The 16,016-nt window shown below is 45.3% G+C and carries 10 protein-coding genes; all 10 read right to left on the reverse strand.

What is annotated here, in order from left to right; all coding sequences use genetic code 11:
- Positions 1-19 precede the first annotated feature (19 nt).
- The 10 genes from ACESLK_RS09620 to ACESLK_RS09665 all read right to left on the reverse strand — a co-directional run bounded on the left by ACESLK_RS09620 (position 20) and on the right by ACESLK_RS09665 (position 15,973).
- Entirely contained in the window at positions 20-2,002 is a 1,983-nt protein-coding gene (locus ACESLK_RS09620; protein ID WP_373229164.1) for a methyl-accepting chemotaxis protein, read from the reverse strand.
- A gap of 15 nt (positions 2,003-2,017) precedes the next feature.
- Positions 2,018-3,625 carry a methyl-accepting chemotaxis protein gene (locus tag ACESLK_RS09625; protein ID WP_373229166.1) on the reverse strand — a complete coding sequence of 536 codons (1,608 nt, stop codon included), beginning with the start codon at positions 3,623-3,625 and terminating at the stop codon, positions 2,018-2,020.
- A gap of 29 nt (positions 3,626-3,654) precedes the next feature.
- Complete coding sequence (locus ACESLK_RS09630) at positions 3,655-4,659, reverse strand: GGDEF domain-containing protein (RefSeq protein ID WP_373229168.1); 1,005 nt, start codon at positions 4,657-4,659, stop codon at positions 3,655-3,657.
- 120 nt (positions 4,660-4,779) lie between these two features.
- Positions 4,780-6,915, reverse strand: a complete 2,136-nt coding sequence (locus tag ACESLK_RS09635; RefSeq protein WP_373229169.1) for a putative bifunctional diguanylate cyclase/phosphodiesterase — start codon at positions 6,913-6,915, stop codon at positions 4,780-4,782.
- Between the two features lie 50 nt (positions 6,916-6,965).
- Positions 6,966-9,566 (reverse strand): bifunctional diguanylate cyclase/phosphodiesterase, encoded by a 2,601-nt coding sequence (locus ACESLK_RS09640; protein WP_373229171.1) that lies wholly within the window; start codon positions 9,564-9,566, stop codon positions 6,966-6,968.
- Between the two features lie 33 nt (positions 9,567-9,599).
- Positions 9,600-10,571, reverse strand: coding sequence for an HD-GYP domain-containing protein (locus ACESLK_RS09645; protein ID WP_373229173.1), 972 nt, complete (start codon positions 10,569-10,571; stop codon positions 9,600-9,602).
- Positions 10,552-10,923 carry a response regulator transcription factor gene (locus ACESLK_RS09650; RefSeq protein WP_373229175.1) on the reverse strand — a complete coding sequence of 124 codons (372 nt, stop codon included), beginning with the start codon at positions 10,921-10,923 and terminating at the stop codon, positions 10,552-10,554. The genes ACESLK_RS09645 and ACESLK_RS09650 overlap by 20 nt, the downstream gene beginning before the upstream one ends.
- Before the next feature lie 86 nt (positions 10,924-11,009).
- Positions 11,010-11,369 (reverse strand): response regulator, encoded by a 360-nt coding sequence (locus ACESLK_RS09655; RefSeq protein WP_373229176.1) that lies wholly within the window; start codon positions 11,367-11,369, stop codon positions 11,010-11,012.
- A 49-nt stretch (positions 11,370-11,418) separates the two neighbouring features.
- Positions 11,419-13,542: a methyl-accepting chemotaxis protein gene (locus ACESLK_RS09660; protein ID WP_373229178.1), complete on the reverse strand. Its 2,124-nt coding sequence runs from the start codon at positions 13,540-13,542 to the stop codon at positions 11,419-11,421.
- A gap of 46 nt (positions 13,543-13,588) precedes the next feature.
- Positions 13,589-15,973: an EAL domain-containing protein gene (locus ACESLK_RS09665; protein WP_373229180.1), complete on the reverse strand. Its 2,385-nt coding sequence runs from the start codon at positions 15,971-15,973 to the stop codon at positions 13,589-13,591.
- Positions 15,974-16,016: the final 43 nt, after the last annotated feature.

Raw genomic sequence — 16,016 nt, forward strand, 5'->3', positions numbered from 1 at the left:
CACGGTCTATAAGCGGTTCTTACACCTTGAAGGCACCGACCGAATGATGCAGTTCTTCCGCCAATTTCGCCAGCGACTGCGAACTGCTTGCCATTTCCTCGCTGGCGGCCGCGGATTCCTGGCTGGCGGCTGCGATGGATTCGATTGCCATCAGCACTTCTGATGTTTGCGCTGATTGCTCAGCACTGGCAGAAGCAATTTCCGTAATCTGTTTAGAACTGCCTTCCACTTTCTCGCTGATATGCTTAAAGACTTCGTTGGTTTGTAATGATAGATTCGTTGCGTGATTCACGGCGTCCGTACTTTGCAGCGTGTTCTCCTGTATACCTTTAATAATCAGGGATATTTGTTTGGTCGCTTCGCTGCTCCGTTCGGCCAGCTTGCGAACCTCCTCGGCCACCACTGCAAAGCCTCTTCCCTCTTCTCCGGCACGAGCAGCTTCAATCGCAGCATTCAACGCGAGCAGGTTCGTTTGATCGGCAATTTCATCGATCACCTCGAGAATCTCACCGATTTTGTTGGAATCCTGCTGAAGCAGGGTCATTTGTTCGTTCAATTGATTCATCGAATCGATCGAAGATTGCGCAACTTCTCCACCGCGTTTGGATTCCTCTCTGGATTGATTGGACAATTCGGCGGCATGTACGGCATTCCGGCTGACCGAATGAACCGCTGCCGACAGTTCCTTAAATCTTTCATTCACCGTTTGGATAGAGTTTGCTTGAGACAAGCTGACGCCCGTTACCTCTTCGGTGACTAAGGAAATTTGCTCGGAGGACGCCGCCACAGTCTGAGCCGAGTCGAGAACTTTTCGGATAAATTCGCGGAGCTTACCGCTCATTAGATTGAATGAATCAATCACCAATTTCATTTCGTCTCTCGTTGCCACCCGAATTTCGGCCGTCATATCCCCCTGGGCCATCGAATGAGCAACCCGCTGAAGTTCTGCCGCCACTTCTTTTACCGATATATAGAAGCCAGAAAACAAATAAAAAACAATAAGCAGCATAACTACCATCAATGCAATCAAGACCAGAATCATGCGCGAAATCCGATCAATCCGTTCCTTGAGCAGTTGATCCAGTTTAGCGCTCTCCAAATCGAACAATTTCAACACTTCGTCGATCGCATTTGTAGCCAGCGCGAAATAGTCGTCCGGAGACAGCTTGATCTCCTCGGCATGGATGACTTCCTTATCCAGCTTTTCGAGAAATACATGAATGGAATTCGACGTATGATTAACGTCTTGTTCCAGTTCCGCTCTCACATCTGGGTAATTTACCCATATTTTCCGCATCCCCGTCTCATGCGCCCTGCTGGTGTCCGAGATGTGCTCGTGTAATATGATTAATGCGAGCTTTTGCGCGTCCGTCATCGTTTTGTTTTGGGCTACTGCCACTCCGTTAGCCCTGGACAAGCCCATTTTCTCAGATAAAAGCGGAAGCCGGTTGACCACGGAATCCATTAAATAGAAGGTTTCCAGCTCCGGATCCAACGTCAGATTGGAGGAATCGGCGATTTCGACGATTAAATCCAAAATACCGTCGACCAGTGCGGTATGTCTTTCCAGACTTTCCCCCGGTTGAAGAGTCATCACGATTTCTTCAAGCTCTATCCAGGCGGTTTTTTGCTTATTCCACGTATTCGTCGTGTTTAATTTCTTTCCGTATTTTTCATTGATGGCGTCGATGACCCCAATCTCATCTTTCAATTCCGCTTCTTTGGCCAGAAGCTTGTCCTTAGAGGCTGCGTTGCCGTTCAAATATGCGCTGGCGAGCCCCCGATGCCTCTGGATGTCTGCCATGAATGGTTTGACGGCATTGATGTATTCGACCCCTATTCGTTCATTCTTGGCATAATCTCTTTGGTCGTACAACGTTCCGAAATACTGGTACAGAGAGACGATGGCTGGCAATATCAAAAGGATGCCGATAAGAGCAAATTTTTGCGGATACCTCATGCGATTCATAAAGGCAACCGATGGTCTGAAAAATGATTTCATTTTACTTTCCTCCTGTCAGACATTGAATTTCCCAATAAGCATGCGTAATTTGTCCGCCATACCGGATAAGGAACTAGCCGAGGAGGAGATATCCTCCATGGTTGCCAATTGTTCTTCAGCGGAGGAGGACACGCTTTGCGATCCCGATGCCGTTTCTTCCGCCACTTGTGCAATAAGCCGGATCGATTGAACGACCTGTTCCGTACCAACGGACACTTTCTGAACGGACGATGAAACTTCTTCGATCCGAATAGCCATTTCATTTACAGAACGTTGAATCTCTTCGAAGGATTCTCCTGCCGAATTCACGACGCCAATTCCTTCCGCTACTTCTGTTGTGGCATTCTCCATCGTTTGAACGACCTTGCTTGTTTCCTCTTGAATATTGGCTATTAATTGTGCGATTTCTTGTGAAGCTCGGGCGGATAATTCTGCCAGCCTGCGTACTTCACCGGCAACAACAGCGAAGCCGCTGCCATGTTGACCTGCTCTGGCCGCTTCAATTGCGGCGTTTAAAGCCAGAATATTCGTTTGTTCTGCTATATCCGTTATCGCTTCCGTTATTTGTCCGATATCGTTCGAGCGTTCTCCCAAACCTTTCACGGTTACAGCAAGTCCATTTACGGTTAGACTAATTGAATTGATTTTTTGAACAGCCGTTTGGATTGCCGTATTCCCTTGAGCCGCTTTTGCCGAAGCAACAATAGAAGCATTGGAAACAAGCCCGGCGATGACTGCAATTTGTTGAACGCCGACGGACATTTCGTTTGTCGCTTTAGAGCTTTTTTCCACGCTGCGAACTTGTTTCTCAGTTCCGACGGCTACTTTATCAATAGTAGAAGCGATGTGTTCGGTTGCATCGCTGGTTATATCCGCGCTTGCTGTCAACTCAAACGCCGATGAAGCCAATTGATCAGCACTTGTATTTACCTGACGAATCAAGCTATGGATATTTCTCAGCATTTTCCAGAATAAGACACCCACTGCCAGTACAATAAAAAAGATCACGATAATCGAGGCAACGATAATGTAACGGCCTTGTTTCGCCTCTTTCTCAATAGCATCCATATTGGCGCTTATATGCTGAATAAGGAGAATTTTCGATTCATCCGCTGCTTTTATGAGTATTTCAAACATTTGGTCGAATTGGTCATCCAGTAATTGAGCATCAACCGTACCGCCGTTAAATTCGTTGTCATACCGTATTTGGGACATATCCTTGAATTGCGTCAGAAGTTGCTTGACTTCCGTAACGTTCCTTCTGACTATTTCATCCGAGACGGCATAGAATCTAATTTCATCTATCGTTCCTTCAGCTAATGCTCCGCCGACAAGAATTGCATCCGCATACCAGAGCGACTGATCGATCAAGCCCAAGACTTTAGTGTATGTTTCCTTCCCCTCGGCTCCGCTCAGCACTTCCTCCAGCCATAGATGTGCTTCGGTGGCAGATTGCTTGATTTCCAATCCTGCAAGGACTAAAGGAGCATTTTTATTGATCGCTTCAATACTCTCATCTTCAAGGAAATTAAATTCTTGAATGATAATAAGACTTGCAGCAAGTATCGTACAGCAAATGACAATAAAAGCAATCAAAACCTTGATTCGAATTTTCAGTTTCATATCACTCAGCTCCCCTTGAGATAGCTCTCTCACATTACAACCATCGCGTAGGAGACAACCTTGTTTCTCCCTGTTTTCTTCGCTCTGTATAAAGCGCTGTCCGCATATTCCAACAAATTTTCCTTGGTAACCTCGGGGAACGTTGCGACGCCAATTGAAGCTGTTATTGGGATGCTTGTCTTATCGGATAAACTAAACTTACATTCACGCGTTTTCTTACCTATTTTATCCGCAACCATCAAAGCTTGGCCGTGAGGGCATGCATCCAACAAAACCGCAAACTCTTCACCGCCTATTCTGAATACGTTATTGAAATAGCCTTTTGAATCCGTTAGAACAGCGGCAAACTGTTTCAAGACCTCGTCTCCCATTTTATGGCCATAAGAATCGTTAATCTGCTTGAAATAATCAATATCAATCAGTAAGACAGAAAAAGATTCCTGTTTATGCTCAGCTTGCTGAAGCATGCGGTTAAATTCGCTGTCAAATGTACGATAGTTTAACAGCCCGGTCAAATAATCTGTGCCCGCTTCCGCTTCATATTTCAAGTAAAGAGATTTTGATAAATCTAGATAATAAATGGCATAAGCAATAATCGCTCCACTGATCAAGTAAACGGGGAGAAAAGTGAAGATGACTAAGGGACTCTTTTCCTGCAACAACAAATACACAACGATAGCTGGTAATAGAGCCGAGTACGCCAAGAGGAAAATCCACTTTTTACGGTATTCCTCAAAATAATGGACGATGATACCGCATCCGATGCCGGTAGCAACCGCAGAAATGGAGCTTAATTCAGCTGCAGTTGTGAATCCTCCGAACAGCAGGACACGGCCTAAGGCAATGATCAAACTCGCCAATACCGATGAATGCCAGCCGCCTATTACCGCAGCGCTGACAATGGCAATTGAGCGCAAATCCATAATAACAGTCGGAGAAACTTCTATGCTGAACAGCATTTGAACAATACCAATCAATCCGAATATCACTCCGATGACCAGCGTTGTTTGGCCGGTATTTCGCGAAGTTATCAAATTTTTCTTAGAAAACTGTATAACGATAAAAATAGTTGTCGAGAGAAGGGAGAAGTTTGTAATTAAATCCCGTGCCAATGCCATAGTAGTCACAGCTTTCATTTATTATTCAAAGTCGTATTAAGCCAACTGTATGCTTTCCTCATCGCGATAGGTATCCAGCCATCTTTCGAATTCCTCTGGCGAAACCGGCCTGCTGTAATAGTACCCCTGGATCTCATCACATGCGCGATCCTTCAGAAATTCGAGCTGTTCCTTCGTTTCCACGCCTTCGCAAATGACCTTCAATCCCAGATTGTGGGCTAGGGTGATAATCGCGGTGACGATCGCAGCATTATCCGGATTACTCGTTACATCCTTTACGAATCCCCGGTCGATCTTAAGCACATCCAGCGGGAAACTGCGCAAGTAGCTTAGACTGGAATATCCGGTACCGAAATCGTCGAGCGCAATGCTCAGCCCGCTTTTCTTAAGCTGATACATCGTATGGTTAGACAATTCCGGCGTCTGCATGATGCAGCTTTCCGTCAATTCCAACTGCAGGAGGGCCGGATTGACCTGAAACTCTGCAATGATATCCCGTATTCGGACGATAAGATCCTTATTCTGAAACTGACGGCTGGATAGATTAACCGCAATCGGGATAGCTTGGAAGTCCTTTGCCTCCCAAACCTTTAACTGCCGGCAGGCCTCCGTAAGCACCCATTCGCCGAGCGGCACGATCAGTCCGGTATCCTCCGCAATCGGGATAAATTGGCCCGGCGGTATGAATCCTTTTTCCGGATGTCTCCAGCGGATCAATGCCTCCATCCCTACCACTTTTCCACTGCGTGCTCCGACCTTCGGCTGATAAAACAATACGAACTCGTCCCGTTCGATCCCCTTGCGTAAATCGTTCTCGATCGATAGCCGCTCCAGCAGCTTTCTGTTCATATCCTCTGTATAGATGTGGAACCTGCTGCCCTTCTCTTTGGCAAAGTACATGGCGGTATCGGCGTTTCGAATCATCGTATCGGCATTCGATCCGTCGGTCTGAGAAATGCTTGCCCCTATGCTCGCCGTCATATAAAGCTCGTGTTCGTCCACGGTGATCGGTTGATCGAAAGCGGCGAGGATCGCTTGCGCCTTATTCAGAACGTCCTCCATGCTCCGGGACATCTGAATCAGAATCATATATTCGTCTCCACCGGGTCGAGCCAATAAGTCGGCCTGATCCAAACAAGCTGAAAGCCGCTCGGCAAGCCGTCTCAGAAGCAGATCGCCAACGACATGACCGAGACTGTCGTTCACATTCTTAAAGCGATCAATATCAAGAAAGAGCACCGCCGTCGAATAGGATGAATCGGGCAGCCCGTTAAGCGCCTGTATCAATCTTTCCCGGAACATCTCACGGTTCGGCAGACCCGTCAACGAATCGTGATAGGCTTGGTGCCGCAGCTCATCCTGGTGGCGGCGGAATTGCCGCTCGACGACATAATATATTCCTACAACAAATACCGCATATAAGATCAGAAGGACAACAAAGACTATTCCGATCATGCTGAGCCGGGACAGCGCTACGTTCTTCACGAACAGCTTGCCGTCATAATCAAGCCCTAACACGCCATTCTGCTGTCCGTTCGCATCATAGATCGGGACGAAGGCGCTTATAGTCTGCCCCCACTGATCTTCAGTCACTTCAGCCTGGAATGTTAAATAGCCCCGAAAAGCTTCCTCCAGCTCTGGAATCCGTTCTTCGTAAATTTCGCCAATGGGCACCCTGGATTCCAGATCACCGCTAATGTACCCATCACCGTCATAATCCGTCTCCGGTCCAAGTATAAACACGTTATTGCCATCCTCTAGTTTGCGAAGGGTATAGAGGCTGGTAATCTGGCCGTTAAGTCCCATCCATTCCACCATGGTCTGGATCATCCTTAAGTATTGCGGATCATCCACCGAAGTGTTCAAGGAGATTGTCCCATAACCCAGCTTCTCCAGCTCATTAGCCAGAATGGGCGCATCTCCGACCATGATGTTTTTAGTCCGGACGTATTCCCGCTTCTCCGCATATTGGACAAGAAGCCATCCGCTGCACAACATAATTATCGTTACCGTCACCACCACTACGGAAATGAAACGTAATCTTCGGCTGTCGGCTGCCAGGAGCCAACGCTTATGGACAAATAGAATGATTCCAACCATAGTAACGGTCATGACGATTGCGAAGAGGATGTAGTCCCAATTGCCTTCTATAAAACCATTCAAAGATATCATGTTTGTCTTCCCTTTCTGCAAGGTCTTGTTAATGAGAGATCGAAATCCTCCTATTTCTTGATATTCCTAATTCGAGCGGCTTCTTTCATTTTTTGTTCCATCCTATTTGCTGTTAAAGGCTTGCAGTAAAGAAACCCCTGAGCATGCTCACATCCGTTAAGGAGCAAAAATTCATGCTGACGTTCTGTCTCAACGCCTTCTGCAACCACTTCCATCTGCAAATTGTGAGCCAACGAAATCATCATCTTCGTAATAGATGTATCCTTGCTGTCATTGAAGAGATCCCGTATGAAAGAACGATCGATCTTCAAAGCTTTAACTTCGAAGCTATTCAAATAACTTAACGAAGAATAGCCGGTACCAAAATCATCGACGGACACATAGACGCCTATTTGATTCAACAGCTGCAGCTTCGCAATCATTCTTACTTCATGATTCATCAAGGCGCTTTCGGTGATCTCAATTTCCAGCCACTCGGGAGCGAGCCCAGTCTCCGATAAAATCCCATTCACTGTCGAAACAAACGTATCTTGCTGGAACTGCTGCGCAGAAACATTAACGGCAATACGTATTTGCGATAAACCCAGATCCTGCCAAGCTTTATTTTGTCTGCAGGCTTCCCGCAACACCCATTCTCCCAGCGTCACAATAAATCCAGAATCTTCAGCCATTGAAATAAATTCGTCTGGCGGAACGAACCCCATGGTAGGATGATCCCATCGAATAAGTGCCTCAGCGCTTAGCATCTTCTCGGTTTTCATTTCGACTCTCGGTTGATAATGAAGAACGAATTGGTTCTCAGCGAGAGCTTGATGAAATTGTGTATACAGCACGAATCTCTCATACACGGTGTCATTGTAGGAAGAGACATATACCCTCATCTTATTTCTGCCTTCCGATTTCGCTTGATACATAGCCGTATCGGCGTGTTTCATCAATTCATTTGTCGTACTTCCATGATCCGGATACAGACTGATGCCTATGCTCAAGCTTACACGAATGTCATGTCCCAAAATCGAGAACGGAGCTTGAAAGCAATCCATCATTTTTTGGGCCGCTTTCAAAACCTCTTCTACCGATGCCACGTCCTTAAGCAATAAAGTAAATTCGTCCCCGCCAAGGCGGGCAACAAGCGGATCATCCCCGACACAACATCTCATGCGGCTTGCCACTTCGATTAATAGCTGATCCCCAGCGTCATGTCCAAGCGAATCGTTCACCCACTTGAATTTATCAAGATCGGTATAGAGCACTGCAAATCTCTGATTGGCCAGTTCAGCTTCTTTCATGTAGCCGTTTAGCTGATCGATAAAGTAACTCCGATTATGTAATCCTGTTAATGAATCATAAAATGCCAGTTTTCTTATTTTTCTTTCCGATTCTTTTCGTTCAATGGCAAGTGAAGTAAGATGGACAAAGGCTTCGATCATTTCGAGCTCAAAGGCTTTCGGTTCTCCGGCTTTTTGGGAAAAAAAGGTGTAGACAGCGACAACCTTGTTCTCAGTCGAAAAAACAGGAAAAGCCCAGCAAGACTTTAACCCAAAGGGTTCTGTGGCTTGTTTAAAAGCAGTCTGTTCCCACATGGGATCATTAGATATATCAATAACCATAACCGGTTTTTTCAAATCTAGAGCCCTGCGGCTCGGATTATTCATAGCGGAAACAGGCATATTGATCATAGCTTCAATATAGACGTCGGGGAAATAAGGAGAGGCTCCGTTCGTGAAAGCTTGACGTTCTTGATCTACTAACAGGATGGAACAACACCGTCCAGGCAGCATAGCGTTGGAAAGTTCCGCAATTTTCCCCAAGATTTCCGACAAAGGCTTTCCTATTGCAATAAGGCTTAGAACTTCATTCTGGGCTTTCATGCTTTCTTCAGGACGCTTACGCTCTGTTACATCGACGGAAATCCCGAAGATGGCGCTTATCTGACCATCCACGCCCTTTTCAGGTCGTACTTGCGTCTGAATCCAACGTATTTCGTTTGTTTGGGGGTGAACGATTCGGTACTCGACCGAACATTGGTCCCCGCTGTATACTTTCTCTTTCACCATATTTTCATCGTCTGGATACACAATATGACTGTAATCGCTCATGTTAAATGCATCAACTTGGGAAATACCAAAGACTTTCTCGGTGCCCTCTGTCATATACAACAATCGTCCAGATCTAAAATCTCTAGCCCAGAGGACGATGTCTAGGTGATTAATTGTTTCTTGCAGAAGGGTCCTAGTTTGATAAAGCTCCTGCTCCGTTGTCTTCCTTTCCGTTATATCTTGAACAACGCCAAACACATGCGTGCATTCATCCGCTTCGTTCACTAACCAGATTCCCATTGCCCAAACATACCGAAGCTCCTCATCAAAACGGATAATCCGGCCTTCAAATTTAAAAGGTCTCTTAGTATCCCGCGCATCCACCACTTCGGAGTAAAAGGGCTCTAAATCGTCCGGATGAATAACTTCGCACATGAGGGGCTCGGAAAGCTCTGTCTCCTCTCCAAATCCGAAAATCCGACAAAATTCCTTGGATCCCGTTATTTCTCGCGAACACAGCTCCATCTCCCAATTGCCGATATGGGCGATTTGCTGCGCAAGTTCGAGATCCCTTTGGTTTCTGCGCAATTGAACATTCTCTCTGACTTTCATGAAATTCTCCTTCCGACCTCAACTTTGCGAAAGTTAATTTGCCGTAATCATAAACGAAGGATGTTCGGTCAATGATATTTCATCACCTGTTGTCAATAAACGGATATTGGGTCTCTGCAGATGATCGACAATACGGGTTACAATCGCTTCACTCCCGTCAAACAAACGAACCTTCGTGCCTGGTGGATACGTAGGAATCGCATTCACGAAAGCAGCAACCACGTTTTCCGAATACGTCCGCCCGTTCTGTCCCATGATCACCTCTAATGCTTCATGCGGCGGCATCCGGTCGTCTGTAATCAAATGGTCATACAGATTGGCAACAGCGCATATTTGTGCATATTCATGAAATTCTTTTCCGGTTATTTGCCGTGGGAACCCTTTGCCGTCCAAGGTTTCATGATGCTGATACGCGATGTGTGCGGAGAGCAGATTGATTTCTTGTATGCTTCGAAGGATTTGAAAGCCTGCCTCCGGATGTGCGTTCTTCAGCTTGTCCTTGGCTTTCCCGATATCGTGAAGAAGGCATCCGACCACCAGATCCCTAAGCTGAAGCTGGTTGAATCCAAGCTGTTTACCCATTAGCAAGGACATAATAGCGACGTTAACGGCGTGCGCATACGGCACCAGCTCGCTTGCCACCGTGGAAGACGGGATGGAAATCAATATCGGACGCCGCTGCGCTTCATCCAAGAGCTTGCCCGCGCCATGGAAGATTTTACGCACCGGAATTGGCTTGTTCTCGCGGACCGCTTCCATACTCTCCTTGATACTGTCGACGATATCCATCCAGGTCGGCATATCCAGCAATTCTTCCATCGAAATGTCTTTGGATACGGCATCTTCCACAAATAAATAGGAAATCCCGATTTCAATTAATCGGTCAAGGTATTTGGGGTGGATGGTATTTCCCGCTGCCAACAGGATCCGGCGCTTTACATCGTATACCGGTTTGGCCAACTGCATGCTCTGTTCGTCATACTCCTTAATGGGAATCAATCTCATGTTCTACCCCTCCTGTCTTAAACGACGTTTTTTTACTAGCTTTACTTTTGGGTGCTCGACTATCTGCATAGTGACAGAAGAGTAATGAAAACAGCTTGCGAATGGATCCGATGCCGATTTTTTTCATCATATTCGAGATATGGATCTTGACTGTTTTTTCTGTAATCACACATCGCTCGGCAACTTCCTGATTGGTATACCCATGTGTCGCCATTAATGCCAGGATTTCCGACTCCCGTGGTGTAAGTCTATAATGCGTTGAAAAATCCTGTATAAACGGTCCTAAATCGGTTATTAAAATGTCTTTCATATTTTCTTTATTTTTTCTCGTAACAAAAATTAATGTATCCATGCCTCAATACCTCTCATAATTACTAGCGTCTCCGGAAATATCACCGATATCACCGATATCACTGCTTTGGATTTCAACCTCTTATACTAACCTAATACTTTCTGTATCGCCTCAAGTACCCTCTCAGCTTGAAACGGTTTAACAATAAAATCCTTCGCGCCCGCCTGTATGGCTTGAACAACCATCCCTTGCTGCCCCATCGCAGAACACATGATAACCTTAGCTTGAGGATCATTTTGCTTGATTATTTTCAAAGCTTCAATGCCTTCCATTATTGGCATCGTAATATCCATCGTCACCAGATCAGGCTTTACTTTGCTATATTGCTCAATGGCTTCTTCACCATTAGCTGCCTCGCCAATAACTTCATGTCCGCCCTTTGTAAGAATATCCTTCACCATCATTCTCATAAATGCAGCATCGTCTACAACCAATATTTTCGCCAACTTTTGTGCCCCCTCAAGGATACATAGCCAAGACAGTTGTTTCTGAAGGCTATATTTTAAATTTACCTACTACTGACTGTAATTCTTCTGCCATCTTAGCCAGCTCGCCTGCTGCACTGGATATTTCCCCCATTGAAGCGGTTTGTTCTTCCGCAGAAGCGGCAACATTTTGCGTGTGATAAACAGAATCTTGTGAAATCTGTTCAATGGAGGCAATACTACTCACCAAATTCGCGGTGCCCTGCGCAATAAGAGTAATTGCGCCGGATACTTCCTGCATTTCGGCGGCAATATTCTCAATCGATGAAAAAACATCATTAAATACTTCGCCCGATTTAGAAACTAACGACACTCCATCTTCGACTGCTGATTTTGCATCATGAATGGAGCTGATTGAACGATGGGATTCTTGCTGAATCTCGTCGATAATGAATTCAATTTGCTTAGCAAAATTGGCTGATTGATCTGCCAATTTACGAATTTCACCCGCTACTACCGCGAAGCCCCTCCCGGCTTCCCCCGCCCTGGCTGCTTCAATGGAAGCATTCAAAGATAATAAATTAGTTTGTGTCGCGATATCGGACATCGTTACTAGAATTTTGCTGATTTCTTTTGTTTTATAATTTAGCTGAACAACAACCTCTTGTGTTAGATTAGATTTCTCCTGAATAAACAGCATTTGGTTCATCGTTTCGGATGCAAGAACATTTCCGCTTTCAGCAGAAGCAGAAGTACTTTGAGCTAAACTTGCAGCACTTTCAATATGATTTGTAATGATTTCCACATGTTCGGCAATATCACCAACGGCTTCTTTTGATTTTTTGACAGAAGTAAATTGATTTTCAGCCCCCGCGGCAACTTCACTGGCAGATAAAGCAATGACCTCAGACGCTTTGCTTGATTCACTGGCGCCGGCAGTCAACTCCTCAGAAGAAGCAGCTACTTGAGATGAAGCATAATCAACATCCTGAATAATGGATTTTAGGCTGTTAACCATCAACGTTGCGCTTTGAAACAAGAGACCTATTTCATCTTTTGATTGATGTTTAATTGGTTTGGTTAAATCGCCATTTGCGATGTCATGTAATAAGCTTGCAATTTTTTTGATCGGATTGCTTATATTCTTGGATAAGAGATATGAAAAAAACAGACCAGCAATAAATAGAATGAATAAAATAACAAATCCGGTCTGCTGCAGCGAAGAGGTTTTTTCTTTGATCTCCTGCTGAGAAGCAACAAAACCGGGTATACGATTAAATAGAACGCCATTCACTTCCCCAGTGTCACTAAAGAGCGGAATTAGATAAGCCGCATAAGGTTTTTTGTTCAGTTCCACGATTTTGGTTAAAGGTTTTGCTGTTGTCTTGACTTCATCAAGCAAGAGCTTTAATTCACTGTAAACAGGCTTCTGTTTTATCAAATCGGAGAAACTTTTGGCCTCTGCCTTTAATTTCTCATGCGAATCTCCATATACGAGGGTGCCAAGATCATCTTTTTCAACATCTGTCATTACATAGTAGTCGTTGTTATTGATTAAAAATAAACTGTTCGCCGTATCAGTTGAGTCGGAAATGACTTTAAGCATACTTTTATAAGTTTGTTTACCAACTACAACAGCGCCAATCACTTTGCCGTTTTCTTCGATAGGAGCGGTAATTTGCAATTTGCCGTCTTCTTCGTTCACTTCCCATGAGGAAACCGTCGTGCCGGTATCCAGCGCTTTATTTGTAGAGCTATAATTTAATTGGTCAAAACCGTCAAATGCCGGATTAGACGGGCACGCAAGAATAGGCGTCTTTCCATCGGATGTACGGTCTTCCAGACTGGTAAGCCATATGAGGTCAATGCCAAGCTGCTGCTTGAACGTTTCGGCATTCCCGTCCAACAATTTGTGCAATGCATCTTTATCCTTTGATTTCAAAGCTTGAATAACCTGAGGATTAGAAGCGATTTGTTCCGCGACAAGAATTGATTGCTGGGTAATGTTGGAAACCTGTGCGTTTACTCCCCTTTCAATCAGAGCGACTTTTTCAGTTAATTGGCCTTTTAACAAATCGTTGGTATAGTTGGATGTCTTATCAAGAGTTAAATTAATAAGGATCAAATTGACGGACAAAATAGAAATAATAATCAACGCAACAAGAGACATAATTTTCCATTGTATAGATTTCATCTTTCTGCTCCTTTAGCTGCGAACAGCTCTGATTTAAGCATTGCTTTTAATAATGATTTGCGACTAGCAACTTGTCGAACTCCCTTGATGGCATCGGAAGCCCGCATAAGTAACCTTGCACCTGGTGGCATCCAATATCCTTGAGAATCGTCAACTGCGCTTCCGTCTCCACGCCCTCTGCCACAACATCCATCTTCAGATGGCTGGAAAGCCGCACAATGGTTTGAATGATGGCAGCATCCTTCGGATTCATTTCAATATCGCGAATGAGCGATTTATCGATTTTGACCGTTCGGAACGGAAATCGGCTAAGCATGCTGAGCGATGAGTAGCCAGTGCCGAAATCGTCGATTGAGAGCGTTACGCCAAGTCTGACTATTTCACTGCAGACGCTAAGCGTTTGCTCCAAATTGCCGATCGCGGTGCTTTCCGTAATCTCAAGGCAGAGATTGCCCGCCGGATAATCGTTCTCTCGAAGGAAGTCTGCCAAACGAAACGAAAGCTGTGGATCTTTGAGCTGCAAAGCGGATAAATTAACGGACATGACCAGATCGGGATGTCCCGATTCCATCCACTTCTTCCCTTGAATAATAGCTGTACGAAGCACCCAATCACCGATCGGCACGATCGCGCCTGTTTCTTCTGCAATCGGAATAAAATCAGCGGGGGATTGATGCCCCAGATCACTTGAATACCAGCGAAGGAGTGCTTCGACTCCAATCAACCGACCGGTGCTCAGATCGAGTTGAGGCTGATAGTGGAGAGTGAATTCGTCATTTTCCAATGCGTTCCGAAGCCCGTTGACTAGAACGAGCGCCTGTTCGGCAGCCACTCTCTGAATGGGCAAGTACTTCATGAACTGATCCCGCCCGGCCTTCTTCGCGGCATACATAGCCGTATCGGCGCACTTCACGATCGTTTCCGCATCTCTACCGTCCCGCGGCGCTATGCTAATACCGACGCTGGCTGTTATTTGGAAAGGACGGTTGTCTATCAGGAAGGGTTTTCTCAACTCATTGATAATTTCTCTAGCCAAATCTTCTATCTCATAATCCGAATGCAAGTCCGGCATCAGTACGACGAATTCGTCTCCGCCCATTCGGGCAACACAGCCGTTATCAGGAACCACTGCCTTTAGACGCTCTGCAACCAAGATCAACAGTTCGTCCCCGGCAAAGTGTCCTAACGTATCGTTGATCCACTTGAATTGATCCAGATCGATCAACATGACGGTAAGCATGCCGTCCGCAGCTTCCATACTGAGAAGTTCTCCCACCAGCTTCTCGTAGAATCGTCTGCGGTTATGGAGACGCGTTAAGGGGTCGTGATAGGCCAGATAGGCTAGCTTCTGTTCGTTTGCCTTCTGCTCTGTGATGTCCTTGATCATAAAGAAGGACCAGAGTTCGCCTTCAATCTCGAAAAAATCCACATTTACTTCGATTTCATACGATTCATTTAATGGGTTCGTCATTCGTATATCCGTAGAGAATGGTATCTTCTCCGAAAGTAACTGTTCAAAACGTTGTTCGCCATCTGAATCTTCTTTTAAGGACATTAATTCATGCGCATGCCTATTTCTCCAGCTATCATCGGACGGGTCCACAAGGCCCATCATACGCAAGCTTACCGGATTAGCATCTAAAATTTTATTTTCCTCGTTTAAAATCACAATTCCGTTTGAAAAATTATTAAATAGCTTCTTGTAGCGCATATCATACGTGGAAATAAAATCGTAGTTAACCATCGCATAGCGAAGCGCCCAGCAATAGATCAATAATCCGTAAGAAGAAATGATATCGAACTGCAGGTATGGATTGATCCACGGCAGCACCTCGAGAAGAATCTGGCAGAGCACGATCCACAACATCATCAAACCGACTGCCCACAGAAAGATATTAAATCGTTTCCTTTCATGGACGATCCACGGCTTCGATTTTACTCTTCGGAAGGCAAGCACAAGATGGATGAAAAAGCTGGCAGTTGTATATACGGTAAAAATAGACACTAAAAGGACGAGTCCGCCGTTATGTTCTTCCGACCGCCAGATCGGACCCTGATGTACCGAAGCTCCTAACCAGGATGCGTCCGATAGAACGTAAAAGAGACCAATAAGCGGCACCAGCGAGCTGATGTGGAAAAAGAAAGGACGAACGGGAGATTTACAGAAAATTTGAATGAAATACATCCCGACGGTCATGTTCGCGAAGAAGGCAACGAATTTAATATATCGAAGCGCAAACCAGGCGATTTCATACGGCATCGTTTGCATGAGGTAATCGCCCAAGAACGAACAAGCGTACAATAACACAATCAGCGCCGTCAGACGATTCAGAGCTCTCCCGGTATTTCGCAAATAGATTTCCACTGCCATATAAAATAAAAATAAGAAAGGAACGAATAAAAAAAGGTATGGCAGCAGATAATCGGTCACTCGAATCAACTCCAGCGAAAAGATCTTTCATAAAGCATTAAGT

Origin of the sequence: Cohnella sp., assembly GCF_041640265.1 — a bacterium.
Lineage (GTDB): Bacteria > Bacillota > Bacilli > Paenibacillales > Paenibacillaceae > Cohnella.

What these genes read in the sequence shown, in the direction of transcription:
- ACESLK_RS09620 (WP_373229164.1), bottom strand. Translation starts at nt 2,002, where the DNA reads ATGAAATCATTTTTCAGACCATCGGTTGCCTTTATGAATCGCATGAGG.
- ACESLK_RS09625 (WP_373229166.1), bottom strand. Translation starts at nt 3,625, where the DNA reads ATGAAACTGAAAATTCGAATCAAGGTTTTGATTGCTTTTATTGTCATT.
- ACESLK_RS09635 (WP_373229169.1), bottom strand. Translation starts at nt 6,915, where the DNA reads ATGATATCTTTGAATGGTTTTATAGAAGGCAATTGGGACTACATCCTC.
- ACESLK_RS09640 (WP_373229171.1), bottom strand. Translation starts at nt 9,566, where the DNA reads ATGAAAGTCAGAGAGAATGTTCAATTGCGCAGAAACCAAAGGGATCTC.
- ACESLK_RS09645 (WP_373229173.1), bottom strand. Translation starts at nt 10,571, where the DNA reads ATGAGATTGATTCCCATTAAGGAGTATGACGAACAGAGCATGCAGTTG.
- ACESLK_RS09650 (WP_373229175.1), bottom strand. Translation starts at nt 10,923, where the DNA reads ATGGATACATTAATTTTTGTTACGAGAAAAAATAAAGAAAATATGAAA.
- ACESLK_RS09660 (WP_373229178.1), bottom strand. Translation starts at nt 13,542, where the DNA reads ATGAAATCTATACAATGGAAAATTATGTCTCTTGTTGCGTTGATTATT.